Consider the following 25,780-nt stretch of genomic DNA (forward strand, 5'->3'; position numbering starts at 1 on the left):
GTAATTATGGAAAAGATGAAGGAAGCCGTTGAAAAGGCAATAGACCGGAATGCAGCAGAGATTATCGGGCTGGTAAAAGATATAGAACAGCATCCCGAACTGGGCTTTCAGGAACATCGCACTTCTAAGCTTGTAGCCGATTTCCTTCGCGGATGCTCTTATCAAGTAGAAGATGGATTGGCTTTAACGGGATTGAAAACTTCATTAAAATCCGGAAAAAACAAATATACTGTTGCATTTATCGGAGAACTGGATGGCATCATATGTAAAGACAGTCCTAAAGCATCGCCTGCCGACGGGGCAACCCACACCTGCGGGCATAATTTGCAATTGGGTATTCTGATGCTTATAGCCAAAGCGATGAAGGAAGCCGGTATAGCAGGACAGTTGGATGGAAATGTTGCATTTATGGCTATCCCTGCCGAGGAGTATATTCAGTTGGAATACAGGCGGCAACTCAGGAAAGAGAATAAAATAAAATACCTGAGCGGAAAACAGGAGTTTATCCGTCTCGGACTATTCGATGATATAGATGCCGCTATAATGCTTCATGCCGAACCAAACAGTGAAGAAGCATCGATACATATATACGGGACAGGCAACGGATTCGAACTGAAAGATGTTCATTGCAAAGGAAAAACAGCCCATGCCGCTGCCGCCCCCCATGAAGGAATAAATGCCTTGCATGCGCTTATTCAGGGGATAAACAATATTAATGCTTTACGCGATACTTTCCGTGACGAAGATCATAGCCGCATACATTATATTATCACCAAAGGCGGGGACAATGTGAACAGTGTTCCTTCCGATACAGCCCTTCAGGGATATGTACGTTCGGCTTCCATCCGGTCGATAAAGGAACTTTCCTCAAAATTCGATAAGGCGTTCCTTTCCGCAGGGGAAAACTTCAACGCCAAAATGTCGGTCTCCACATCCGCCGGATATATGCCTCTTATCTGTAACCATTCATTGAATGAAATTTTTGTAAGCAATGCTGGAAACTTTCTGCCTGAGGATAAGATTTACAATAAAGGACATTTTATGGCTTCGACCGATCTGGGTGATTTATCCCATCTTATGCCCGTTATTCAGCCAATGATGGGAGGTATAAAGGGTGGCTTGCATTCTCCCGATTTTGAAGTGGTCGATTATAACGCTGCTATAACACTTCCGGCAAAGATAGCTGCTAATACAATTATTGATTTGCTGAGTAATAATACATTGTCTGCCATACTGCAAGATTATAAGCCGGAACTGAGTAAAAAAGAATATCTCCATCTGATGGATAAAAAATGAATAATGTGAATCAAGGGTTGAATTTAAATGTTGAATTTTTTTATGTATTTTTTTCTACGCGCAATTAAAATTGCTTGTGTTCCTTTTGGCCAAATCCCCAAAAGGAACCAAAAACGCTTTAGCGCCCTGCTTCAAAGGCCGACCCGTAACGGACTAAAAGACGAAACGGAAAAACTCGCTCCGAAGATTGCAAAATTCGAATTAGCAACTAAGCTCAAACACGTTTCCGTTTTTTCGTCTTTTCATCCTACGGGTACCCCGTCCGTGAAGCTAACGGCGCAGGCTGACGCATATCTATTCACCAAATGGCTTTGCTTACGAAGGCGTCAGCGGACGCGCATTAGTGACGCAGGCGGGGCACCCAATTCGTTGCGGACGGCGTAGAATCAAACGGGGCGATAGCCCGTTTGTTTGATTCAGCCGGCAAAACGATTTTGGGTCGCCGAGGAACTTAGCGCTAGCCTTTTGCTTCCTTTTGGGCAATGCCAAAAGGAAGGTCAAGCCCGGGAGGGCGCGGCAGGATTGAGCCGAAACTCCCAATTATATGACAAAAGATAGTAATACATAAAACCAACATTTAATTTCAACTCATAATTCATATAAATATTAAACGATGAATAGTTATAAGAAATACATATTACATTTTATTGTCTTCCTGATATTATCGATATCAGGCATAGGCGTATCTGCACAGAATTATAATATTACCTTGCTTATAGATAAAGCAAAGGTTAATAATAAGACTACAAAAATAAGTTACAAGCCAACTTCTCCGAAAACGAAATGCGTGGCATTGAAAGCCGGAGTAGGCGAGAAGGTCAGTAATGACACCGAATCGGAACCAGATATTACATATACTATAAATGTTCCCGAAACAGGGAAGTACAGAATCTTTGCAGATGTGGTCAGAGATGAAGAAATTAAGCCGGGGATGACAGTTGAAACACGACTGGTTAAACTTAAAATAGACGATCAGCGCATAACGAGAAGAATTGCATCTAATCTTCATCAATATTCAGGCCATGATCTGGGGACATTCAATCTCAAACCAGGGCAGGAATTGAAAATATGGCTTCCGGAAAAAATCTTTTTCGAAGCGGTCAGAATAGAATCTTATATTCCGGAAGAGGTTCCTGTCGAGGCTGCAACTTACACGCCAACTATCACACCTCCTGCGAACCATCCAAGACTATGGGTTAACAAAGATAATTTGCCCGAAGTCAAAGAACGATTGACCAAAGGAGAGAACCTTGCTATATGGCAGGACGTGGAGAAAATGGCTAAAAAACCATTCCCTTTTGAGTTTGATATACGGAAAGAAATATTTCATAATAATGAACTGGAAGACGTAGCAATTATCAAAGCATTTTATTATCTCATGACGGGTGACCGCACTGTTGGCTATGAAGTGGTTCGCCTGATGACCGATTACTTATCAGTCCTTGAGTACGGCAATGTCAGGCATGGTGATATCACCAGGGAGATAGGTAAATCTATCTATACGGCAGCGCTTACGTATGATTGGTGTTACGACTTGCTGAACGAGAAAGATAAGCAAGCCCTCTATGAGAATATGATGCGGCTTGCCCCCGAAATGGAAATCGGATGGCCTCCCTTCAAAGAAAATATTGTAAACGGACATGCCAGCGAAGCACAGGTTAACAGGGATTTACTGGCAATGAGCATAGCTATATATGAAAAGAATCCGGAACCCTATAAATATACATCTTACCTGATGCTTGAAAAGGTTATTCCGATGCGGGCATTCGAATATCAGTCGCCCCGCCACAATCAAGGATTCGACTATGGTGCATACAGGCATGGATGGGAAATGCATGCGGCGTGGATGTTTTACCGGATGACGGGAATCCGTATATTCAATGATAACATTTCCGATCTTAGAAAATACTGGGTGTATATGCAGTTACCAAACGGAAACAGGCTTTCGGACGGAGATAAATTCTCAAAGACTCATGTATCTTATCCCGAGACATTATTACTGGATTACGCTTATGCAAACGATCCTGTAACCAAAGGAGAATTTGAACGCCGTGGCGGACTATCCAGAGCTAAAGATAACCCGGTTCTTTTTCTTTTGGTAAACAATCCGGATCTAAAAGCGAATCCAAGTCTGGAGTCACTCCCTCTGACGATAGACTTTGGACCTGTTTTGGGTAGTATGATTACCCGTACAGGATGGGATATGAGTAAAGAAAGCAATGATGTAGTTGCCGAAATAAGGGGTGGTGGCTACCACTTCGGGAATCATCAGCATGCCAATGCCGGATCTTTTCAGATATATTATCGCGGACATCAGGTGTCAGACCTCGGTATTTACAGGGCTTATGGCACACCCTATGACTTTAATTTCTATAAAAGGTCGGTGGCTCACAGTATGATGTTGGTTAAAGACCCGGATGAAAAACTGGAACACAGGACAACCATTAATGACGGAGGCAGCCGATTCAATCAAAGGACACCAAGAACTCCCCTTGAAACGAAAACAGACCCGTGGTTCGATTATGGAACTGTGCTTTCTACAGACTTTGAAGCCAATACTCAAAAACCGTCATACAGTTATTTCAAAGCAGACCTTACTGCTGCCTATTATAGCAAAGTGAGTAATTATACCCGTAGTTTCTGCTTTCTAAACCTGAATAGGGCTGATATCCCGGCTGTTATAATAGTTGCAGATGATCTGACAACATCGAAGGATAGTTTCGAAAAATATTGGAAAATTAATACACTCAATAAGCCTGATCATTCGGAAAACGGCGCCATATTACACAATAGTGTAAACGGTCTTGTAGGCAAAACTCATATGAATATGTTACTTCCCTTACCGGAAGAACGGAAAATAGAAATATCGAGCCTGAAAGATTCTTCAAGCGTATTAGGCCCGCAGTATCAGATAAAGTCGGCTTTGCCCGAAACGAATGGATATCAGGTTGTTGTGTATCCCAAAGAGAATGGACGGAATAATCGTTTTCTTACAGTTCTTCAAATGGCGGCAGATAATACCGAACCATTACCTGTAGGCTTCAGGGAAGAAGACAATAGATATATTATCTCCCTGCAAGATCGGATAGTATGTATGAGCGCAGATTACAAGCAGATACAAAAACCATTTACTTTGATCGTAAATCAGGACGCGGAGTTTCAGATTCTGATTGCTGATCTAAAGCCCGGTTTCTGGCATGTTTGTGACAAAGCAAAAAATACAGAACTCAATTTTAAGGTTCAACCGGGGAAAAATACAATTTTCTTCAAAGGAAGAAAAGGTGAATACTATATTGCTCCGGGACGAAAGTATAAGTTTACGAAATAGAATCATAATTTCTTTATTATACAAAAAAGCAATCTCAGTAAATATTCCTTTAATGCATTGTATGTCAGGCGTGACATGAACTCAGTGTTCTTATATTCCTATACAGTTTTGCGATCATTGAATAGCTTGTCCTGATATCCCTAATGCAGATTCAAGCATAAATTCAGAATGACGTAATATGAGGATTCTTTAACTCGAATGTGACATTATGAAAATGAAAGAATAGATATTTTTGTTTATAGTGCAAAGGGATATGTAGGTCTAGCTGTAGTTCTTGAAGAAATCGTGATTTTCATGAATTAAACTCGTCAAAATATGAATATCAATATTGAAAGATAGATGATAATATACTGCTTTTTCATCCATCATTAAATTGACATTCGTATTTAATAGTAAATAAAATGTTACTATAAACTCTGATAATTATGAAATAAGAAAGATGTTTGAGAATGATGGCATCATTAGATAATACAGAATTATTGACTGTAAAAGATGTCATTCTAGTTTGAAAAACCAACGTATAATTGAAAAACCTTATAAAATGAAAAACCGAAAGAAACTTATTTTATGGGCATTTATTTGCTCTGTGATGTTGGGATTGTCCAATATTACTGCATATGCATATACTCATGATGGAGTGGAAAATGGTAGTAATACACAAGAGTTACCACCCGCTTCGGCACAACAGAAAAAAATACAAGGTATTGTTAAGGATGGGCAGGGAGAGCCGCTTATAGGAGCGAGTGTCACCGTAAAAGGTACAACGAATGCCACGATGACCGACACTGACGGTAAATTCTCGTTAACGGTAAATTCCGGCTCAGTAATAGTGGTTACATATCTTGGTTACCATTCGAAGGAAATTACTGTGGGATCAAGTAATGACTATGATATTGAACTGATAGAAAACTCACATGTGATTGATGACGTGATCGTTGTCGGCTATGGTACAATGAAAAAACAAAATCTTACCGGCGCTGTATCGGCAGTTAAGTTTGACGAAGCCTTGTCGAGCCGCCCGTCATTGAGTCTTTCTTCTGCACTGACAGGCCTTAGTGCCGGTCTTAATATCTCTCAGTTATCGGGAACGCCCGGTGCAGAGGATGTCAATATATTGGTGAGAGGTAGAGGTACTATGAACGATGCTTCGCCATTGGTTATTATTGATGGAGTTCCGGGAGCATTGAACGATATTAATCCGAACGATGTAGAGAGTGTATCGGTACTGAAAGATGCTGCATCTTCGGCTATCTATGGTTCCAGGGCAGCTAATGGTGTGATATTAGTAACCACAAAGAGAGGAAGTGAGGGTAAGGTTAATGTTACTTACAGTGGTTATGTAGGGTGGCAAAAAGCCGCAAAAACAGTTGATTTTATTAATGATATGGCCACTCATATGGAGTTGGTCAATGAATCGGAGGGCCGTGAAAAATATCCGGTTAGCCTGATCAATGACTGGAGAACAAAATCTGCAGCAGGCGACCCTCTTTATCCGAATACCGACTGGTATGACGAGATGCTGAACACATCCGTATTAACAGAACATAACCTGACAGTAAGAGGTGGAGGTAAAAATACGAACTTCTCCCTGTCTCTCGGTTATCTTGATAATAAAGGTATTATTGATAACTCAGGCTACAAGAAGTACTCTTTCCGTATCAATGTTGATTCGAAAGTTACAAAATGGCTCGATATGGGTGCAAATGTTTATGGTTCCTGGTCAGACAGGGATCCTATCAATGTGACCAGCTTTTATGATAATATCAGAAATACTACACCCGGCGTTATTCCTCAGTATGAAGATGGACGTTACGGTGGAACAATGTTTGAGAACTTCCCGCGTGTAGGGAATCCCAGAGCATATATTGATAATGTAAGAGGTAATTATGAAAGACAAAAGTTAGGATTAAAAGCTTATGCAAAAATAAAGTTCCTGAAATATCTTGAGTGGGAAAATAGCTTTGGCTTTAATTACGATAACAGAAATAATTGGGAATATACAAGGCCATATTCGTTATGGAATTTTCAGACAGGTTATGAATATCAGGCAAGTTCCAATATAGATAAGCTTTTTAATGGTACACGCAGAGATTATACAACTGTACTGAATTCACTCTTACGCTTCAATTATTCTTTGAATAAAGAGCACAACTTTGCAGTAATGCTTGGTTTCGACCAGCAGTACAACCGCATGGATAAATTCGACGCAAGAAAGGGTGATATACTGGGTGATGATGCTATTTATATCATGGACGCAGGTGTTGAGAACGAGTCGATCACGGGTTCCGGAACAGATGATGCACTCCGTTCGTATTTCGGACGTATCAACTACGATTACAAAGGTAAATATCTGTTCGAAGCAAATGCGCGATACGATGGTTCTTCACGGTTTCACAAAGATAACAGATGGGGATTCTTCCCTTCTTTCTCCGGAGGCTGGAGAGTAACCGAGGAATCGTTCGCCCAACCGTTAAAGAATATTTTCGATGATGTGAAGATAAGAGGTTCATGGGGGAAACTCGGAAACAACAGGATTGGCGATTATGGTTACCAAGTGGTATATGGTTCTCTTCTTTATCCGTTTGGTGGGACTTTACAGCAAGGTGTAGCTCCTAAAGATTTGGCAAATAGTAAGATCAAATGGGAAACCACCACTATGACTAATATCGGTCTGGATCTGGTTCTGTTGAAGAACAGATTGTCTCTGAGCGCTGAGTATTATAATAAAAAGACAACCGACTTATTGACTACAATTCCAATACCTCTCGTATTTGGTAATTTCACCCCGCCTTGGCAAAATATAGCAGAGATGTCGAATAAAGGTATGGAATTTCAGGCGACTTATCATGGAAATGTAGGTAAAGACTTTACTTATAGTGTCAGTGGAAATTTATCGACAATCAGTAATGAAGTGACAAAATATAACGGGGATAAGTCAATCAGCGGAGCGACTATAACACAGGAAGGCAGCCCATATCAAAGTTTTTATGTACTCGAGTTTGACAGGATTCTACAGAGTCAGGAAGAGATAGACCAGCTAATAGCCGATGGATATACATTCGCTACTTATGTGGGTGGAAAACCCAGTCCCGGAGATATGCTATATAAAGATACGAACGGAGATAAAATATTTGATGATAAAGACCGCGTAGTTAAGGATTATTCCTCACTACCTAAAATAACCTACGGAATTAATATCAGTGCGGCTTATAAAGGTATTGATGTCAATATAGTAGGGCAAGGAGTAGGTGGAGTTAAAGGCTACTGGGGAAATGACGGATTTAACACGTTCAATATAAATGAAGGATTCCTGCAAAGGGCCGAAATCCTGAACCGTTGGACAGAAGATAATCCTTCGACTAAATATCCGCGTATACGTACATCAGGGTCTGCGCTGAATACAGTGAATAGTGATTACTGGCTATATAATACATCCTATTTCAGAATAAAATCGATACAGCTGGGATACACTTTGCCTAAAAATTTAACCTCTAAGTTTATGGTTGAAAGATTGAGAGTATATACAAACCTCGAAAATTACTTCACATTTACGAGTTTTGATGGCTACAATCCGGAAAATCCAAGTATGGCATACCCTCTGATGAAGCAATGGGTTATTGGTTTAAATGTAACATTTTAAATAAAAGAGACATGAAAAACAAAATAATATTAATCTTACTATCTGTTTGTCTTTTATCTTCTTGCAGCGATAGTTTCCTCGATCGTAACTCACTTGTCGGATTGTCGGAAGGAGATTACTGGAAATCGCAGGAAGATGCGATACAGGGCGTAAATCCGTTATATCATGCTAACCGTGAGTTTGTCAATAGCATAGTTATATATGGCATGATGGATGACTTTACCGATATTTCTTATCAGTCATGGGCTACAGGTCTGACTACCGGTGTGAATCCTACGAATGCAGGTATCTATTCTACTTCATGGGGTATATTCTATAAGGGTATTTACAGGGCAAATACAGCCTTGAAATATATTCCCGATATTCCCGGGATGGATACAAAGATAAAAAACCGTTGTCTGGGCGAAGCTAAGTTTTTCAGGGGATACTTCTATTTCAAGTTATGGGATTATTTCGGAGGCGTTCCTATCTATGATTATCCGATGAATATCGATGAAGGATATAAAGCCCGTGATACAGAAGATGATGTATATAAATTTATTGTACAGGATATGACGGATGCTATTTCATTATTGCCGGAGAGTTATGAACTGGCAGATAAAGGACGAGCGACTAAATGGGCGGCTTTAGCAATGCGAGGAAAAGCTCACCTGTGGGCCAAACAATATGACAAAGCCGCTGCGGACTTTAAGGAGGTAATGGAAAAAAGCGACAGGAAACTTCTTGGCGACTACCATACCTTGTTCAGGGTAGCAGGTAATAATAATAGCGAAGTTATTTTTGATGTTCAGTATGTAGCCGAATCAGGGCATGGGTTAGCTACAGATCTTAATTATGGTAATCAGTCGGGGATAACAAAGGGTTCGCAGCGTACCCGTCCGACACCTAAATTAGTAAATGAATATGAAATGATAGATGGTACTCCGTTCGATTTTAATAATTACAAAAATGCTAATGGAGAAACATTTAACCCAAATCGTGTAACTGATTGGCATGATGAGGCTTCTGTCAGGAAATTGTTTGAAAACAGAGATCCACGTCTACATGCGGGAATTATAGTGCCTTGGTCCGAATTCGTTGGAAAGGCTGGTGCCCCGTTACTTTACCGATTTCCTGTAGATAAGGTGACCCCGAATACGTATGTACCGGTATGGGAAAATGGTAGTTATTCGTGGCGTAAATTTGTAGAAACAGGATCAACATACACATTAGCTTCTAATATGCCTCAGAATTTTCCTCTTATTCGTTTAGCCGATGTGATGCTGATGTATGCAGAAGCTCAGAATGAGACTCTTGCCGCTCCAGACCAGTCTGTTTACGATGCTGTCAATGACGTGAGGGATAGGGTTGGTATGCCGGATCTCCCTTCAGGCTTAAGTAAAGAACAGATGCGTGAAAAAATACGGCATGAAAGAATGGTCGAACTCTGTGGAGAAGGACAAAGATATTCCGATATTCGCAGGTGGAGAATAGGCAAAGATGTGGTGGACGGAGTGTGGATGACAGAATTTACAGGCGTAAACATTCGCCAGAGAGGATTTCCTGACCATTACTATCTGTGGCCGATACCACAAGCAGAGATGGATTTGAATCCAAATCTCGTACAAAATCCGGGATGGAATTGATATAAGTATATAAGTGAAGCGTTCAATTACATTAGTCGTTTTTCGTGACTTGGCATAATCAAAATAAATTTTGCTTCTGCTCTCGCTACTTAAAACGTTCAATTATCATGATTGATGAAGCCTGAATAAGGCTCTGGAGAAGTGGTGAAAGGGGAATGAATGATTAAAAATTCATATCCTCTTTCATTGTTCAGATAGTTTAAGCAATTGTGTACAGTAAAAGCTAAAAGTTATCTGTATTTTTGTTTTATAAGCTAAACCTGTAATATTAATAAATATGTCCGATTCTTATTCAAATTTTTATGAATCCTCCAATCTGTTTCATGGGGCTATGATGCATGTGATGGGTACCCGGCTGGATGCTCTGATTCTGCATCCGGACAAAAATGTATCGATGCAATGCTGGATAGAAATTGAGAATGAGATTGCCCGGTTGAGCAAGTTATTCAATAAATTTGATAAAGAAAGCGAATTGTATGCGGTTAACCGTCAGGCAGCTCATTCGCAGGTTTCGGTAAAAGATGAATTATGGTCGGTACTTGTAGATTGCAGGCAATATCATGCAATGACTCTGGGTTATTTCGACATCAGCCTGAAAGACTTCAATCAGGTTCTTTTGGATAGCAAAAAGCGTACTGTCTTTTTTCAGGATCAAGATATTCAATTGGATCTGGGCGCTTATGCCAAAGGATACGCATTAGAGAAGATCAGAGATATTTTACAGCCCAAAGGTATCAGTTGTGCATTGATAAATTTCGGTAATAGCTCCGTACTGGCACTGGGCTCACATCCCTTTGGGGATAATTGGTCTATTGGAATAGAAGATCCCTATAATTCTCAGAATACGCTGGGAATAGTCGAATTGAAAGATAATACATTATCCACTTCAGGGAACATGCCTAGCCATACGAAGCATATTTTAGATCCTCATACAGGAACTTATAGCGAGGTGCGGAAGATTGTATCCGTTAAGGCGATAAATGCGATTGATGCAGAAGTTCTTTCCACTTCCCTGATGATAGCGCCGGACGAAGCAGCTAAGGAGATAACCTCTAATTTTGTGATAGACGAATATTTATCATTTAGTCTTTGATATCTGTATCTGTTAATGTCTTACTTCTACCATACATTGACGGATACCACACCTACAACAATAGCCCAGTCTGAGATTTCGGAAAGGGATAAGTCGTATGCTGTATATCCTTTCTCTTCGTTAAAAGATATGCAGGTTATTTTTCCTTTCGTATCAGATGGCACTACTTTCTTTATGATATATCCTTGCTTCGTAGCCAGAGCATACACTTCTCCCCAACGTATATGTGAGCCATTTTCCCAAAATCTACAGGCCACGATATCCTGATCATGTATACTTTTCTTTAAATCAGATCTATTAACCATACTGTCGCCATGGTTTCGTAATGAAAAGTCGTAATCATCTATAAATGGGATTATTATAGCCTTGCAGTTTCCGGTACTGATAGCTTGGCTAAAACTCTCTTTGATAAGAGAGGCCGATTCGATAAAAGGTTTTTCTGTATGATTTGATTTCAGTCCATAATAAGGTTTATCCTCCGAAACTGTAGCTGTAATATCATTTACTTGTGATGTCCCTGTTTTAAGCATAGAACCTTTTCCGGTCAGCAACCATTCAGTATTGATATTCTCAATTGCGGATGCGATTTTACTGGTCACTTCAAACGAAGGATTAGTACCTCTTGTTCCTACAATATTCTCTGTGACAGTTGCCGCAATTCCGACAGCAATAGAGAAGGCTCTTTTGTTGCCTGAAAACAGTTTATCTATTATTTCCTGAATTCTTTGATTGATAGACATGGAATAATTATATTCTCATGTGAGAATTTTTAGTTAAATTTTATTTGCATTTATATACTCAAATGAGTATATTTGCATTTGTGAATATTCACAAAGCCATAAAGATATGAATTTTTTAAAATAAAACGTATGGCAAAAACGACTATAATACATAAAGCAGAATTGCCGGATTTTTTACCTCATGGATGGAAAAAGGAAGTCTCTGTTGCCTTAGGTATCCATGTAAATACAGTGACAAATGCACTAAAGACCAGAAAAGGAGATACATATGAGCGGATTAAACAGGTCGCTATTGTAAAATGGGGCGAAGAGAAATAAAAAATATGAAAGTAATATTTTATATAATATTGTTTCCGTTGTTTCTCTGGGGTGTGTATTCTTGTTCAACTGACAAGAAAACAAGAATTTCAGTTAAATACAAGGTGTTTATCGATTCTAAACAGCCATGCTGTGTTTTTGTCTCTTATAAAGATTCTACAGGTTATGTTACATTGTATGTAGATGATAACTGGTCGAAAGAAGTCTTTTTGCCACAGGGTGAGGTCGCTTCATTATTGATGATATGCCAGTATGATATTGAGGATGGTCTGCAAACAGGCGTATTCTTTCATTCATTAACCGGACAGATAGATAACGGGAAAGAAGTGGTTACTGATTCCGGCGAAAATATTGTGTCCATTTCTACTATAACCAGAGATACCTGAAACACTATTAATTTATTTGAGTGAAAGCCGCAAACGGAATTTCTGTTGCGGCTTTTTTATTAGTAATACGGCTCTGTGTTTGGATTGGTAATCGTAAGTAGGGATATCTGTGTGAAATAGTTCTATTGTTTTAATCGCCACTGCGTTCGGCTTAATTATTCCTTTTGGCATTGCCCCAAACGAACCAAAAGGCACGGGAGGCTGACACATATTTAATCATCGAAGGGCTTCGCTTACTCGTGCGCCAGCAGATGCGCATTAGTTCCGCAGGCGGGCACCTGTCCGGAGCAGCCGGCGTGGAAAGGAACTGGGCGATAGCCCGTTTGTCACTTTCAGCCGGCAAACCGTTGACAGGTCGCCGAGGAACGAAGCGCTAGCCTTTTGGTTCGTTTTGGGCAATGCCAGAATGAACATTCAGACGCAACGAAGTGTAGTCGATAAGAATTGAACATCTCTAATTAACTGTAAAAATTCTTACTGCTATTTATCTAAAAAAACTATTTAGCTTTGCGTTTTTCCCCATAAATATGATGTATAATGCCATCTACCAGTCCCACTTTAGGCACATATATCTCACCTATTTTACACACTTTACTCACTATAAGGAATATTTTAAGGGCAGGGATGATAACGTCGGCACGGTAAGTATTCAATTTGAAATTCTGAATCCTTTCTTCATAGCTCATATCCTTCAAGGTGTCGTACAATACTTTTAACTCGGGATAAGTAAGATATTCTTTTTCCCTTTTGCCAAGCATCTTATGTACCTTATTGATATTTCCGCCGGAAGCAATTATGCTGAGAGGAGCATATTTCTTATATATTTCTTTCAACCACGATTTGAATCGTTGTTCCTCGTCTTCTTTTACCGCATCCACTAGCATACGTACAGTTCCCAACTGGAAAGAATTCGACGTAATTTTTTGCTGGTTGCCGAATACCACTACTTCCGTACTGCCACCCCCTACATCAACATACAGATAACTGCGGTTTTTGTCCATCAGGTTATTAAGGCCTCCGGCTTCATATATTATATCTGCTTCCTCCTGTCCGCTAATGATTTCAATATCGATACCGCTTTTTTCGAGGATAGTGTCTGTTATATCTTTTCCGTTCCTGGCATCACGCATAGCACTGGTTGCACACGCTCTGTAATCGGTAACACCATAGGCTTTCATTATATGGGAAAAGCCTTGCATGGCATCGATCAGGCGTTGTTTCTTATCCTCGCTTATCTCATTTTTTGTGAATACATCTTCTCCTAAGCGGATGGGCACACGCAGAAAGGCAACTTTCTTAAAGTCGGCACCTGTCCCGGAAGTTTCTATGTTGTTTATCAATAGGCGGATAGCATTAGAGCCTATATCTATACCCGCAAATATATCGGTGTTCATTTAGTTTCTTTATTGAGGTTTTTATAAAAATCATATAGGGCCATTTGGGAACGGCACGGCGGATCATCACCTTTCTCTACATATTCGTTACTTCCAAATATGGTAAGATCCCGTGCTTTTTCATTATCAGACCACTGTATATTAAAGAATTCTTTTAGAGTTTCTTTTATCTTTTTATCAAGGATAGGGGTACCTACTTCTACCCTGCGGTCAAGATTGCGGGTCATCCAGTCGGCACTCATAATATACATTTTTTCATCGCCATTGTTGTGAAAAATGGCGAGGCGGGCATGTTCCAGATATTTGTCGACAATACTGATGATGCTGATATTTTCGCTTTGCCCTTTTACCTGAGGCTGCAGGCAGCAGGCTCCCCTTACTATCAGGCGTATTTCTACTCCGGCCTGACTAGCTTTATACAACAAGCTTATCATGTCTTCATCGGTAAGACTATTGAATTTAGCATGAATATATGCTTTTTTACCACTCTGGGCATTCTTTATTTCCTGCTTTATTAATGTTTCAAATTGCTCCCTCATGTAATAAGGAGAAATCATCAACTGCTTAAATGAAAAGTGCTTATGCGTATTGAGTAAAAAATCAAAAACTGCGGCAGCATCAGCTACAATTTGCGTATTGGATGTAAACAAGCCGAAATCTCCATATATCTGCGCAGTAGATTCATTAAAATTACCTGTTCCTATATAGGCATATCCTCTGTCTTTACGCTGTACCAGTACCAGTTTGCTGTGTACTTTCAGGCCATTTGCGCCATGTATGACTTTTATTCCTTCTTTTTGCAGCAACTCGGAGTATTCAACATTCTGTTCTTCATCGAAGCGCGCAAGTAGTTCGAGCAACACGACAACTTTCTTTCCGTTCTTAGCCGCATTTATCAGCGCGTTTATCACTTTCGAACGTTCTGCCACACGATAAAGCGTTATGTATATGCTCTCTACTTTGGGATCGATAGCCGCTTCACGGAGAAAATCGATAAAATGGTTGAACGTATGATAAGGATAATTAAGTAGAATGTCTTTTCTGCTTATAACTTTTAATATACTCGAAAATACTTTTATATCAGGATGCTGTAAGGGCTCAGGACTTTTACTCTCCAGATCGGGGCGGACTTTCGGAAATTTCATCAGGTCGCGCATCAGATGGTATCTGCCGCCGGCATCCAGTCCCTCATTGCCTTTCAGTCTTAATTTTGTCGCGATTATATCCAATAAGTCATCCGGCATTTCCTTGTCGTAGATCAGGCGTACCGGTTGCCCGTGCAGACGGTTTTGCAATCCGTCCTCCATCTTTTCTATCAGGCTTTTCGATATATCGTCGTCCAGAGTCAGCTGTGCATCACGCATCAGTTTGAATGTATAGGCCGATATATATTTGTAATTGAACATGAAAAATATCTCATCAAGGCACAGCCGGATAATATCGTCCAGAAAAATGATGTCATTCCTGTCTTTCACCGAAGGCAGTACGATGAAGCGGGGACATGAACTGCTTACCGGTATCTGAATAATAGCATACCGTGGGTTTTTACAGTTCTTGCCTGAGGTCATCTTTACGGCATGATAGATATTGTTATCCTGCAAAAATGGTATCTGAGTTGTTTTTTTTAAAATGAGAGGAACCAGTCGCTGGCTGACAACAGATGAAAAGTAGTCGCGGCAGAATTGTTTTTGCTTCCTGCTCAATTGCTTTTCATTGATAACATATATTCCCTGTTGCTCCATTTCGTCGAGAACCTCGGTATAGGTATGTACAAACTTTTTTTGTCCTGCGTATACTCCTGCATTAACAAGGGGTAGTAGTTCCTTGCCTGTATATCCTCCCGAAAACCGGGGCGTTTTTTTCCCTTTTATCTGGCTCAGTCGTACAATATTGGCTACCCGGACTTTGATAAATTCATCCTGATTGTTCGAAAATATCCCCAGAAAGCGAAGCCGTTGCATCAGAGGTACGCTCTTATCCTGAGCCTCCTGCAATACACGTTCATTAAAAGCTAGCCAACTTAAATCTCTATTGTTTATCATTACACAAGTGTTGTAAGGTGTCTGAGAAAGGTTTCTTCAGCCGAATCTACCCATTTGCGGAATTTATCGCCCGAATTTTCTTTCGTTTCCATATAATTCAATAACACACTTATATTAAAATTGTTCCCGATAACTCCTCCTCCGAAAGATGCGGTATCAGCAGCATTTACTTCTTGTTCTATATGCGCCGGTATCATCATTATAGGTTTATCGAGGTAAAGGGCTTCACATACCGACTCAAATCCGGCTGTGGTAACATATCCCCGGCATCCGCTCATAAAGTTAAGGAATTTTTCATCATCAATCGTGTGAAGTGTTAAATTTTTATCGATGCGTTGTTCTTTATCAGCATCTTTTTTGTCCCAAAAGAAATGCAGATTAATATCGGGATGCTTTGCATGCCATGTCCTGACTTCGGCTTCATAACCGTGGTTCAGCATATAACCCAGTATGTAGTCTCCCTTTGTGGGTTTAAGGTTCAGTACCTCTTTTCTTAATAATGGAGGTACTACCGCAATGCGTTCGGGTATATAATCCTTCATGGGATAGAATGACAAGGCTAGAGTTTTGGTAGCTCCTACGCCGCATAGCAGGCTGTGCAGGCGGAGAAACATCATTCCCTGCCCGTCTCCTTTACCATGTGCGTATCCCGGATGTTTTAGGAGATATTGATGACCTATGTTGATAATAGGGACATCTAAGCTGAAACGTAAATGGGTGAAGCCTGTCAGTATTTCATAGAAATTGATTACGACATCCGGCTCGTTTTTCTTTATGCGCCTATGTATTTTTTCTATGCTTTTCTTATACTTTCTGAGCCTTTTAGGTGTAATGTTGTATAGTATTGTTTTTAGCAGGTGTATATGTTTTTTATCTTTTTTGAAACTAAAAGACAGTGTGTCGAAAACCCGGACTTTCGCCCCTATTTTTTCATAAAAGAAATCCGGTATCTCCCTTACTTTACTTTTCCCTATCAGTACTTCAACTACTTCGTGTCCGTTGCGGCGCAGTATTTCGGATAGTGCTATGGCTTGTGTCATATGCCCGCGGCCGTCTCCCTGAACGATGAATAGGTATCTCATACGGCTAATTTTACTTTTTCGGGAACTTTGTCTTCTTTCATAACTTCCTCCACTTTTTCTTCCTGAGCATACATCACTACTTCCCAATTTCCTTCGTAGTCTTCGGTCAGCGCAGATAGGGACTCCACCCAGTCACCCGAGTTGAGATATAGTATTTCATCGTAATAAGCCTTTTCCGGGTGGTGGATGTGCCCGCAGATAACGCCATCACATTTTTTCTTCCGCGCTATTTCTACAATGTGCTTCTCGTAGTCGCTGATATAGGAAACGGATGCTTTTACCCTTTTCTTTACCTCACGTGAAAGTGAATAATAAGGCAAGCCTTTCTTCAGGCGTCTGTTGTTATAATATTTATTTACCCACATCAGGAGTGTATAACCTACATCGCCGATTTTCGACAGCCAGCTGTAACGGCTGGTAACCATATCGAATACGTCGCCGTGTATTACATAGAAACGCTTGCCATTGCTTGTATGTATGTAATCTTTTACAATCTTTATATTCTGGAACTGGAGAGGCAGGATACGATCGAGAAAGTCATCGTGATTTCCTCTCAGGTAGATGATTTTCGTATCGTGTTGAATATCCAGTAATAGTTTTATAAAGTTGCTGTGGCGTTTCTTCCATTTAGCTTTCTTTCCGCGCATGAGCTGCCATCCGTCTATGATGTCCCCGCACAGGATGAGCGTGTCACATGTATTTTCTTTCAAATACTTTGTTGCTTCTTTTGCTTTCGACCATTTCGAACCTAAATGTATGTCCGATAAAACGATGGTCTTGTGATGTTTTTTTTGATTCATATCTATTCTTTTTTATCGTTAACAAAAGAATAAATATATTGTGACAGCTATGTTAAGGTCTTATGAATAAACCGTTAAGCGGGTTGTTTTCCTGTTATTTAGGGTTGCGATACTTTGTCCGCTTCGGGAACTGATACAGGCATATAGTTTCTCAGGTATAAATCTTTGATTATACCGTCGGCTACACCGATTATCGGGGTTTCTATAACCAGGGCCCGTGCCAGTTTCATTATACGCAGGTATATATCGATGGCTGGAAGCAGAACGTCAGCCCGGTTGAGGTTTATATTATATTTAAGGAGACGTTCCTCATAAGTCATCTTTCTCAGCTTACACGAAAAACTAACGAGTTCTTCACGTCTTATACGTCCACAGCGGCGAAGCAGGGAATCGAGTTTATTGATGTTCCCTCCTGAACCAATCAGAGATACTTTTACAAAATCTTTGCAGTATTCGGCAAGCCAGTCTTTCATTCTTTCCCATTCGGCTCTTTCCTCTTCTTGAGATAAATTGCGTAAGGTCCCCAGTCTGAATCCCTCTGTGGCTATCTCTTTATTCTGATGGAATATAACCATTTCTGTACTGCCGCCACCTACATCTGTGTATATATACGCCCTGTTTTCTTCCAAAAGTTCGTCTATACTGTTGGTCAGGATAAAACGGGCTTCTTCTTTGCTGTCCACTATCTCGATTTCTATACCCGATTTGGCATATACATAATCGAGTACTTCATTTGCATTTGTAGCTTCCCTGATGGCCGATGTAGCGCAGATACGCCACTTTTCCACATCGTTTACCTGAATCAGACCATGGAAAGCCTGCATGAGTATAGCGAGTTTTTCTTTTTTCTGTTCACTGATCAGTCCGGTAGAGAATGTGTCTTCTCCTAGTTTTAGGGGTATGCGTATCAGGGAATCTTTTTTGAAGATTGCTTTGCCGTGATAGTCGAGTACATCCGTAATCAGCAGACGTACCGAGTTGGAGCCTATGTCGATGGCTCCCAATCGTTTTATATCCATCTCTATACATTTTTTGTTTCGTCAAAAGTATGAGAAGGTGATTACGAAACGATTAAGTCACGGTTAAGTTTGGGGTGGGGAAACTAAAATTCGTTAAACAGTTATTAAACAATCTTTTCAATGAAGATCTCTTCAAACAGCTTCTTCGCTTTTACCTTTACTTCTTCCATGTTTACTTTGTATCCCAGCTCTTTTTCCATTGAGGTAACTCCTTTATCAATAAAACCACAGGGATTAATGAGTGAGAAAAAAGATAAATCGGTATTTACATTCAGTGCAAATCCGTGCATAGTCACAAAGCGGCTGCTGCGTACTCCAATAGCGGCTATCTTCCTCGTTTTTGAAGGCGTGGTTGTATCCAGCCATACACCTGCGGCACCATTAAGGCGTTCGGATTGAATATTATAAGATTGAAGAAGCCGGATAATAATTTCTTCTACGTTAAAGATATATTGGCGAAGACCGATACCATAAGACTCCAGATCGAATATCGGATAACCTACAAGTTGTCCCGGACCATGATAGGTGATGTCACCACCCCTGTCTATTTGGAAAAGTGATACTCCTTTTTCTTTTAGGTAACTTTCCTGAAAGAGTAAATTCTCCTGTTTGCCATGTTTGCCAATTGTGATAGTATGGGGATGTTCGCAAAACAGTAGATGATTATTAGTCTGAATTCCTTTATCCTTGCAGTTTAAAGCCTCTGCGAATAGTTGTTGCTGGTAATCCCATGCAACGCCGTATTCTATTGTTTTCAGGTCTTCGTATATCATATGAGTTGTCTATTTTTTTACTTTTGACGGATTTTTATTTATATAATCTTTCCAACTTGTAAATTTTACTTCCTGAGAAGGGTTGTTTGTTTGAAAAAAATGGCAAACAGCAGCGGCTAATCCGTCGGTAGCATCCATCTGCGGTAGCATATTCTCATTGGGGATTTTCAAAAAGTTTTGTAACATATAGGCAACCTGCTCTTTAGCTGCCCTTCCGTTTCCGGTAATCGACATCTTTATTTTCAATGGGGCATATTCAAAAATAGGAATATCACGGGATAAGGCAGCAGCCATAGCTACACCCTGCGCACGGCCGAGCTTGAGCATACTTTGCACATTCTTTCCAAAAAAGGGAGCCTCGATAGCCAGCTCGTCAGGCAGAAATTCATCAATCAGGCCGATTATCCGTTCAAAGATACGGCGAAGTTTGAGATAGTGGTCATCATACTTGCTTAATTGGAGTATACCCATTGCCAGCATTTCGGGCTTGTTATTCACCACCCTTAAAACACCATATCCCATTACCTGAGTCCCGGGGTCAATACCCAGAATGATCCGTTCCTTTTCTATCATTATAGTTCTATTTCTTCGAGTAATGTAACAAATCCCAGAGTTTTATTCCCGAAGCGTATCGTAATTTCTTTTTGCAAAGCCAGGCCTTCAGTTTCGAACCAGTGGTTGAGTGTGTCTACATTTTTTACTTTGAATTGCAAGGAATAACTGCTGCCGCTTTCTTCATGTTGTGCATGAATACGGGCGAATCGCGGTTCATGGAGGAATCCGCTGGTAGCAGCTTTCGGGATATATGTTTCTTTCATGTAGCTAATGTAATCGCCGCAAACATCGTCTTCTACATGAAAAGTGGTATTGAATATTATCATTTGTAAGTTTATTATATTTATAACAAAAGTACGAAAAGTTTATCTATATATAGATGATAGCTCTTTGAAGTATTGATAGACCCCCACCATTGACTACACTTCGTTCTGTCGAACGTTGTTTCTCCCCAAGGGGTAGGGCTGGAAAGTTTTAATTTTTTTAGTTAAATGATGGGTACAAATAAAATTATTACACTGAGTTTCTCTGAGAAGACACTGAGATATATTGAGAGAATATACCCGCTCGCGCAGACGTCCTGTGTTGTTAAGAAAGGTATTTGTTACACTGAGAAACGAGATGTTTCACTCCGTTCAACATGACAAAGAGGATATAAGAATTCAGAACTTAACAGCCTACCCCTTGGGGAGGCTACAGGGAGGGTAGAAATAATAAGTAAAAAAGTGTAACCTTTGTTACCTTTTAATTAAAAATGGTCAACGAATACTAAAATAATAAGATGAAAATGATGAAAATTCTGTCAGATGTGTCAGGTTTTGGCTAAACGTAGTTAATAAATGTGAATTCGGTAATAAGTTATGAGTTATAAATCATGAATTGGACTTTACACCTTAACATCTCTCGTGAAAATACTGTTTGTTGCTAACTGTAAATCACTTATGCGATAGCCAACGCTAACGGCTAATAGCTAAAAGCTGAAATATGTGTAACCTTTGTTACCTTTTAGTAATGTTATCCTTTTATTTCTGAAATTATCCTTATTTTTATAAACATATAAATCAAATACCATATGGATTCCTCTCTTATAGCAAAACCTGTACGGGTAGCCTCGATAGATATATTCAGGGCTTTGACGATGTTTTTTATGATTTTTGTCAACGATTTCTGGTCTGTATCGGGTGTTCCCCATTGGCTGGAACATGCGGCGGCTTCGGAAGATATGCTGGGCTTTTCGGATGTCGTATTTCCTTCTTTCCTTTTTATATTGGGTATGTCTATACCTCTGGCTATGGAGAGCCGGATGAAGAAAGGTGAGACGAAAAAACAGATCTTATGGCATATAGTCGTGCGCTCGGTGGCATTGTTGGCTATGGGACTCTTTACCGTAAATCTGGAATCGGGTGTAGCGGATGAGACGGGTATAAGTAAACCTGTCTTTACGATATTAACATTGTTTGGTTTCTTTCTTATTTGGAACGTTTATCCAAAACAGGGAGGCGGTAAAAAGCATCTGTTTACAGCCTTGAAAGTTTTGGGGGTTATTATACTTGGTGTATTGGCAGTAATCTACAGAGATGGAGAGGGTGGATTGTTCCAGATCCGCTGGTGGGGGATTTTAGGGCTTATCGGCTGGACATATTTACTGTGTGCAATCATTTACCTGTTTTTATACAAGAACCGAATGTATTTGTGGATTGCAGGTGTGTTGTTTATATTGTTATGTGTGGCCGGATCTAATCACTGGTTAGGATTCTTCCATGAGATAATCCCGGGGAATGGTTGTTTCCATGCATTTACAATGGGAGGTGTGTTACTTATGTTACTTTTTAAACGTCCTGAAACAGAAGTTAGCGGGAACCGTAAGTTAGTCATAACTTTCGTCGCAGGTATTGGGACTCTGTTGCTTGGATTCCTATCGCATTCATTCTGGATTATATCTAAGATACAGGCTACGCCGACATGGTTGTTTTTGTGTTTGGGAATATCCCTTCTGACATATGCTTTTATATACTGGCTCACCGATATGCAAGGGAAAGCATCGTGGTTTGATATTATAAAGCCTGCAGGAACAGCTACCTTGACCTGTTATTTGCTGCCATATTTATTATATTCGATTTTTACATTGATAAATCTGCAATTACCGGAAGCCTTGTTGGTTAGTCCGGTCGGATTATTGAAGTGTGCTGTATTTTCATTGCTGACTATCGGGCTTACTGCATTGCTGGTGAAGGTTGGAGTGAAACTGAAAATATAGGATTCTTTTTGTGGATTTTTGTATTGTAGTTTATCTATATAGAGTAACTCATATTAGATAAGCTATGAAGAGAGCATTATTATTTTTTCTTTTATCAGTAACCATCTTTTCTAATGCGCAGGAGGGGAGTTTGGGTAAAGACAATATATATATTGCTGTGGATATTATGCCCCGGTTTCCCGGAGGGGAGCAAGAGATGTATAAATTTATGAAGGAAAGACAGAAGTATCCGGAATCGGCTATAAAGGCTAATATTGAAGGCCGGATTATTGCCAGATTTACAATAAAAACTGATGGTAGTATAACGAATATACATATTGTCAGAGGTATTCATCCCGACTGTGACAGTTTAGTTGTGGATATAATAAAGGCGATGCCTAAATGGGAATGGGGAAAAGATGTAAAAAATATTAAGGATACAGATTTTACACTTCCTGTTATTTTTCGTCTGCCAATAGAAGGTATTGCAGATGGTGAGTCCATACTATTTATAGCAGATCAAATGCCGTCTTATCCCGGAGGGGAACAGGCAATGTTTGAGTTTATAAGAGATAATCTGAAATGGTTGGATGATGGAACTGATTTTCAAGGTCGGGTAGTAATCCGTTTCATCGTTACTAAAGAAGGAAAGATTGTAAAGCCTGTAGTAATAAAAGGTCTTACATCTGCTGCGGATAAAGAAGCTCTCAGAGTAATAAATTTAATGCCGGACTGGATACCGGGAAAACATAAAGGAGAACTAGTGAATGTATATTATACTATACCGATTGTGTTTCGGCTGAGGTAAAAAAAAGCCTGCTGTAATTAATTATGAAGTGAGCCCCAAAGTTTGGACAAAAAACTTTGGGGTTTATTTATGAATAAAACACATTCCTTTTCCGACCGTCTCATGTATATGCATCTGCTTGAAGACGGTTACAGTATCAATTACGTAAGTACAAAGTATGGGATCGGTTTTAAGCTCTTAACTTGTTTGTGGATTCAGTATAAGCAGCATGGTTTAGAAGCCTTACGCAAAAAGAAGAATATTTGTGCAAGTGGAGAGCTAAAGCGTACAATAGTCTCCGATATTGAAAATAATCATTTATCTTTGGTTGAAGCTTCGTTAAAATATGGAGCAAGCGACAGCCGTATATCCACTTGGCTACGGATAGCCAGAACTGACGGTTTGAATGCGCTTGATATTACAAAAAAACGAGGCCGCGCAAAAGGTATGGGAAGACCTAAGAAGAAAGCACCTGAGACGGAACTCGAAAAGCTCCGTGAAGAGAATCTTAAGCTCAAAATAGAGAATGAGCTATTAAAAAAAGTGAAAGCCTTAGTCGAAGAAAAGGAAGCCCGTCTACGCAAGATTGGGCGCAAGCCATCCAAGGACTAAGGCAGAAAGGTCATGATCTTCAAACAATACTGAGGATCCATGGGATGGCTCGCTCAACCTTCTATTATCATATATCCCGTATTAACAGCACAGACAAATATGCTGATATAAGAAAACGTATAGTTGATATTTTTGAAGCTCACCACAAACGTTATGGGTATCGTCGGGTGTATATGCAGCTCCTAAATGAGGGATATTTGATTAATCATAAGACGGTGCAAAAACTTATGGCAGAAATGCATCTGAAATCAAAAGTCCGTAAGGTAAAATATAAGTCATATAAAGGAGAAGTTGGCAGGATTGCTCCTAACGTACTTAATCGTGACTTTAAAGCTGAAAAGCCATACCGAAAATGGGCTACAGATGTTACTGAATTTAAAATTGAGGGTAAGAAGGCATATCTTTCTCCTATTATTGATATGTTCAATGGGGAAATCATATCTTATACCATATCCGACAGTCCTGATTTAAAGATGGTTATGGATATGATAAAAAAGGCTCAAAATAAAGTGAACATAACCGGCGAACTTATTTTGCACTCAGATCAGGGATATCATTATCAACATAAGCAATATCAGATGACACTTAAAAAGAATGGAATTATACAAAGCATGTCTCGCAAAGGTAATTGTTTGGATAACGCTGTTATGGAGAATTTCTTTGGCATTATGAAGTCTGAATTACTATATTTGAAGAAATTTAAGAGCATCAGTGAGTTTAAAAAGGAACTGACAGAATACATCGAGTATTATAATAATGAGAGAATCAAACTTAAATTAAAAGGAAAGAGCCCGGTAAAATACCGAACTCTATACACTTGAATTTTTTATTAATCCGTCCAACTTTTTGGGGTCAGATCATTATGCAGGCTTTTTAAGGATTATTATTTTGTTTATTTAAAAACAATCTGTCGGTCTTTGATGTATTTTTCTATTGCATTTTGTAATTCTGTTTTCTTCAGTTCATCTGTTACAAGCTCATATATAGGAATAAGTTTGTCTAAATTCAAGTCTACAAGGGCAGCATTATCTTCAGTTAAAGATTGAAACCATTTGTTGATATTTAATTGTGGATATTGTTTCTGTAGATTGTAGACTCCGGATGGTATTAGGCTATTGTCACCTCCATGGTTTTCAATATAGAGGATAGGGATACCATTTAGTTTTACATTGTTTTCATCTGGCGGATTACCCGGCCCATTAGGCCAATAGCCAATACTCCTGAGAGTGTGTCTTATCCCATCTTCAATATACTCTTCGGTGTAGGATATGCCATCATATTCAGGAGTTGTATACCCCGATTTATCTATTTTAGACTTGTATATTAAATCCAGACGCATACCTTTGATATACTCGCCGATAACATGTGTACCGTATTTTTCAATGATTTTGTTTGCAGATAAAGAGGTGATATCATTCCTGAAATCGACTGTCAAATAATCAAAAAGATCGTCAGGTCTAGCATTTAATGCGTACTTACCATTATGAAAGTAATAATGGATGCTGGCGAATGAATAATCCTTTGCATTTTTATCGTCTTTGTTATAGAGCATTTCATTGTCTAGAATAAAGCCTGAAAAAGCGTTAATATTATCGGGTATCGGATTCCAGTAGCTATCATTGGATATATTTGTAAGGTGTTTTGTATAACGCCATGCATTAGCTCCGGAAACGGTAAAATTTGAACTTTGGGTGGATTCCATTTTATCGTAACGTTCCGGTTTTTCATTTAGAAATTTATCTATATCAAGTACATTTTCTCTGACTGAAATATCGCTTGCATATGAACCAGTATAATCATAACCCTTTCCTAATAAATCTTTTTTGTTTGTAATTGGTTTTGATTTAAGGGGGGTAAATGCGTCCATCGGGTTTACTTCTTCCTGCTTTTCTTCAGGTACATCTACTGTAAAATCATCGCTATTGGAACATCCTGTGAAGGATAAGAATAGGCAACATAAGATCAGGGCATTAATTTTTTTCTTCATGGTCTGATTGTTTAGATTGTATCAAAGTTAAAAAATAAATTGAGAATGAAATAAAAAAGTCCGCACA

At 39.5% G+C, this 25,780-nt stretch carries 22 protein-coding genes; 11 read left to right on the forward strand and 11 right to left on the reverse strand.

What is annotated here, in order from left to right; translation table 11 throughout:
- Positions 1-6 precede the first annotated feature (6 nt).
- The 5 genes from QZL88_RS16455 (at position 7) to QZL88_RS16475 (ending at position 10,982) form a co-directional block, all read left to right on the forward strand.
- The gene (locus QZL88_RS16455) at positions 7-1,296 is read left to right on the forward strand and encodes an amidohydrolase (protein ID WP_296942893.1); all 1,290 of its coding nucleotides are present in this window, start codon (positions 7-9) and stop codon (positions 1,294-1,296) included.
- A gap of 613 nt (positions 1,297-1,909) precedes the next feature.
- Positions 1,910-4,624 (forward strand): hypothetical protein, encoded by a 2,715-nt coding sequence (locus QZL88_RS16460; RefSeq protein WP_296942896.1) that lies wholly within the window; start codon positions 1,910-1,912, stop codon positions 4,622-4,624.
- A gap of 541 nt (positions 4,625-5,165) precedes the next feature.
- Positions 5,166-8,264 (forward strand): TonB-dependent receptor, encoded by a 3,099-nt coding sequence (locus tag QZL88_RS16465; protein ID WP_296942898.1) that lies wholly within the window; start codon positions 5,166-5,168, stop codon positions 8,262-8,264.
- 11 nt (positions 8,265-8,275) lie between these two features.
- A complete protein-coding gene (locus tag QZL88_RS16470) occupies positions 8,276-9,889 on the forward strand; it encodes a RagB/SusD family nutrient uptake outer membrane protein (RefSeq protein ID WP_296942900.1) in 1,614 nt (537 codons plus the stop codon).
- A 277-nt stretch (positions 9,890-10,166) separates the two neighbouring features.
- Complete coding sequence (locus QZL88_RS16475; RefSeq protein WP_296942902.1) at positions 10,167-10,982, forward strand: FAD:protein FMN transferase; 816 nt, start codon at positions 10,167-10,169, stop codon at positions 10,980-10,982.
- 26 nt (positions 10,983-11,008) lie between these two features.
- Here the strand turns inward: QZL88_RS16475 and QZL88_RS16480 are convergent, their stop codons facing one another.
- Entirely contained in the window at positions 11,009-11,722 is a 714-nt protein-coding gene (locus tag QZL88_RS16480; protein ID WP_296942904.1) for a S24 family peptidase, read from the reverse strand.
- Between the two features lie 129 nt (positions 11,723-11,851).
- Between QZL88_RS16480 and QZL88_RS16485 the strand changes: the two genes are divergently transcribed.
- Together QZL88_RS16485 and QZL88_RS16490 are read left to right on the forward strand one after the other, a co-directional pair.
- Complete coding sequence (locus QZL88_RS16485; protein WP_296942906.1) at positions 11,852-12,040, forward strand: hypothetical protein; 189 nt, start codon at positions 11,852-11,854, stop codon at positions 12,038-12,040.
- Positions 12,041-12,045: 5 nt separating this feature from the next.
- Entirely contained in the window at positions 12,046-12,426 is a 381-nt protein-coding gene (locus tag QZL88_RS16490; protein WP_296942908.1) for a hypothetical protein, read from the forward strand.
- A 258-nt stretch (positions 12,427-12,684) separates the two neighbouring features.
- Here QZL88_RS16490 and QZL88_RS16495 read toward each other — a convergent pair whose 3' ends face one another.
- The 9 genes from QZL88_RS16495 to QZL88_RS16535 all read right to left on the reverse strand — a co-directional run bounded on the left by QZL88_RS16495 (position 12,685) and on the right by QZL88_RS16535 (position 20,417).
- Positions 12,685-12,840 (reverse strand): hypothetical protein, encoded by a 156-nt coding sequence (locus tag QZL88_RS16495; RefSeq protein WP_296942909.1) that lies wholly within the window; start codon positions 12,838-12,840, stop codon positions 12,685-12,687.
- 83 nt (positions 12,841-12,923) lie between these two features.
- Positions 12,924-13,820, reverse strand: coding sequence for a hypothetical protein (locus tag QZL88_RS16500; RefSeq protein ID WP_296942911.1), 897 nt, complete (start codon positions 13,818-13,820; stop codon positions 12,924-12,926).
- Positions 13,817-15,862 (reverse strand): polyphosphate kinase 1, encoded by a 2,046-nt coding sequence (gene ppk1, locus QZL88_RS16505; RefSeq protein ID WP_296942913.1) that lies wholly within the window; start codon positions 15,860-15,862, stop codon positions 13,817-13,819. Before ppk1 ends, QZL88_RS16500 begins: the two co-directional genes overlap by 4 nt.
- Positions 15,862-16,944 (reverse strand): glycosyltransferase family protein, encoded by a 1,083-nt coding sequence (locus QZL88_RS16510; protein ID WP_296942915.1) that lies wholly within the window; start codon positions 16,942-16,944, stop codon positions 15,862-15,864. Before QZL88_RS16510 ends, ppk1 begins: the two co-directional genes overlap by 1 nt.
- The gene (locus tag QZL88_RS16515) at positions 16,941-17,744 is read right to left on the reverse strand and encodes a UDP-2,3-diacylglucosamine diphosphatase (protein ID WP_296942917.1); all 804 of its coding nucleotides are present in this window, start codon (positions 17,742-17,744) and stop codon (positions 16,941-16,943) included. Before QZL88_RS16515 ends, QZL88_RS16510 begins: the two co-directional genes overlap by 4 nt.
- 98 nt (positions 17,745-17,842) lie before the next feature.
- Positions 17,843-18,763, reverse strand: coding sequence for a hypothetical protein (locus QZL88_RS16520; protein ID WP_296942918.1), 921 nt, complete (start codon positions 18,761-18,763; stop codon positions 17,843-17,845).
- A 104-nt stretch (positions 18,764-18,867) separates the two neighbouring features.
- The gene (gene lipB / locus QZL88_RS16525; RefSeq protein WP_296942919.1) at positions 18,868-19,536 is read right to left on the reverse strand and encodes a lipoyl(octanoyl) transferase LipB; all 669 of its coding nucleotides are present in this window, start codon (positions 19,534-19,536) and stop codon (positions 18,868-18,870) included.
- Positions 19,537-19,545: 9 nt separating this feature from the next.
- Positions 19,546-20,109, reverse strand: a complete 564-nt coding sequence (gene ruvC / locus QZL88_RS16530; protein ID WP_296942920.1) for a crossover junction endodeoxyribonuclease RuvC — start codon at positions 20,107-20,109, stop codon at positions 19,546-19,548.
- On the reverse strand, positions 20,109-20,417 hold the full coding sequence (locus QZL88_RS16535; RefSeq protein ID WP_296942922.1) for a DUF4286 family protein: 309 nt from the start codon (positions 20,415-20,417) through the stop codon (positions 20,109-20,111). Before QZL88_RS16535 ends, ruvC begins: the two co-directional genes overlap by 1 nt.
- Positions 20,418-21,163: 746 nt before the next feature.
- Here QZL88_RS16535 and QZL88_RS16540 point away from each other — a divergent pair.
- The 4 genes from QZL88_RS16540 to QZL88_RS16555 all read left to right on the forward strand — a co-directional run bounded on the left by QZL88_RS16540 (position 21,164) and on the right by QZL88_RS16555 (position 24,547).
- Positions 21,164-22,348, forward strand: coding sequence for a DUF5009 domain-containing protein (locus QZL88_RS16540; RefSeq protein ID WP_296942923.1), 1,185 nt, complete (start codon positions 21,164-21,166; stop codon positions 22,346-22,348).
- A gap of 64 nt (positions 22,349-22,412) precedes the next feature.
- Positions 22,413-23,135 carry an energy transducer TonB gene (locus tag QZL88_RS16545; protein ID WP_296942924.1) on the forward strand — a complete coding sequence of 241 codons (723 nt, stop codon included), beginning with the start codon at positions 22,413-22,415 and terminating at the stop codon, positions 23,133-23,135.
- Between the two features lie 69 nt (positions 23,136-23,204).
- On the forward strand, positions 23,205-23,726 hold the full coding sequence (locus QZL88_RS16550) for a hypothetical protein (protein WP_296941046.1): 522 nt from the start codon (positions 23,205-23,207) through the stop codon (positions 23,724-23,726).
- A complete protein-coding gene (locus QZL88_RS16555) occupies positions 23,648-24,547 on the forward strand; it encodes an IS3 family transposase (RefSeq protein WP_296945052.1) in 900 nt (299 codons plus the stop codon). The genes QZL88_RS16550 and QZL88_RS16555 overlap by 79 nt, the downstream gene beginning before the upstream one ends.
- 71 nt (positions 24,548-24,618) lie before the next feature.
- Here QZL88_RS16555 and QZL88_RS16560 read toward each other — a convergent pair whose 3' ends face one another.
- The gene (locus QZL88_RS16560) at positions 24,619-25,713 is read right to left on the reverse strand and encodes an MAC/perforin domain-containing protein (RefSeq protein WP_296942925.1); all 1,095 of its coding nucleotides are present in this window, start codon (positions 25,711-25,713) and stop codon (positions 24,619-24,621) included.
- Positions 25,714-25,780: the final 67 nt, after the last annotated feature.

The sequence above is a fragment of the uncultured Dysgonomonas sp. genome, assembly GCF_900079725.1.
Lineage (GTDB): Bacteria > Bacteroidota > Bacteroidia > Bacteroidales > Dysgonomonadaceae > Dysgonomonas.

Excerpts from the sequence above, each read along its gene's own strand:
- QZL88_RS16455 (WP_296942893.1), top strand. The coding sequence starts at position 7 with ATGGAAAAGATGAAGGAAGCCGTTGAAAAGGCAATAGACCGGAATGCA.
- QZL88_RS16460 (WP_296942896.1), top strand. The coding sequence starts at position 1,910 with ATGAATAGTTATAAGAAATACATATTACATTTTATTGTCTTCCTGATA.
- QZL88_RS16465 (WP_296942898.1), top strand. The coding sequence starts at position 5,166 with ATGAAAAACCGAAAGAAACTTATTTTATGGGCATTTATTTGCTCTGTG.
- QZL88_RS16470 (WP_296942900.1), top strand. The coding sequence starts at position 8,276 with ATGAAAAACAAAATAATATTAATCTTACTATCTGTTTGTCTTTTATCT.
- QZL88_RS16475 (WP_296942902.1), top strand. The coding sequence starts at position 10,167 with ATGTCCGATTCTTATTCAAATTTTTATGAATCCTCCAATCTGTTTCAT.
- QZL88_RS16480 (WP_296942904.1), bottom strand. The coding sequence starts at position 11,722 with ATGTCTATCAATCAAAGAATTCAGGAAATAATAGATAAACTGTTTTCA.
- QZL88_RS16485 (WP_296942906.1), top strand. The coding sequence starts at position 11,852 with ATGGCAAAAACGACTATAATACATAAAGCAGAATTGCCGGATTTTTTA.
- QZL88_RS16490 (WP_296942908.1), top strand. The coding sequence starts at position 12,046 with ATGAAAGTAATATTTTATATAATATTGTTTCCGTTGTTTCTCTGGGGT.
- QZL88_RS16495 (WP_296942909.1), bottom strand. The coding sequence starts at position 12,840 with ATGTTCATTCTGGCATTGCCCAAAACGAACCAAAAGGCTAGCGCTTCG.
- QZL88_RS16500 (WP_296942911.1), bottom strand. The coding sequence starts at position 13,820 with ATGAACACCGATATATTTGCGGGTATAGATATAGGCTCTAATGCTATC.
- ppk1 (WP_296942913.1), bottom strand. The coding sequence starts at position 15,862 with ATGATAAACAATAGAGATTTAAGTTGGCTAGCTTTTAATGAACGTGTA.
- QZL88_RS16510 (WP_296942915.1), bottom strand. The coding sequence starts at position 16,944 with ATGAGATACCTATTCATCGTTCAGGGAGACGGCCGCGGGCATATGACA.
- QZL88_RS16515 (WP_296942917.1), bottom strand. The coding sequence starts at position 17,744 with ATGAATCAAAAAAAACATCACAAGACCATCGTTTTATCGGACATACAT.
- QZL88_RS16520 (WP_296942918.1), bottom strand. The coding sequence starts at position 18,763 with ATGGATATAAAACGATTGGGAGCCATCGACATAGGCTCCAACTCGGTA.
- lipB (WP_296942919.1), bottom strand. The coding sequence starts at position 19,536 with ATGATATACGAAGACCTGAAAACAATAGAATACGGCGTTGCATGGGAT.
- ruvC (WP_296942920.1), bottom strand. The coding sequence starts at position 20,109 with ATGATAGAAAAGGAACGGATCATTCTGGGTATTGACCCCGGGACTCAG.
- QZL88_RS16535 (WP_296942922.1), bottom strand. The coding sequence starts at position 20,417 with ATGATAATATTCAATACCACTTTTCATGTAGAAGACGATGTTTGCGGC.
- QZL88_RS16540 (WP_296942923.1), top strand. The coding sequence starts at position 21,164 with ATGGATTCCTCTCTTATAGCAAAACCTGTACGGGTAGCCTCGATAGAT.
- QZL88_RS16545 (WP_296942924.1), top strand. The coding sequence starts at position 22,413 with ATGAAGAGAGCATTATTATTTTTTCTTTTATCAGTAACCATCTTTTCT.
- QZL88_RS16550 (WP_296941046.1), top strand. The coding sequence starts at position 23,205 with ATGAATAAAACACATTCCTTTTCCGACCGTCTCATGTATATGCATCTG.
- QZL88_RS16560 (WP_296942925.1), bottom strand. The coding sequence starts at position 25,713 with ATGAAGAAAAAAATTAATGCCCTGATCTTATGTTGCCTATTCTTATCC.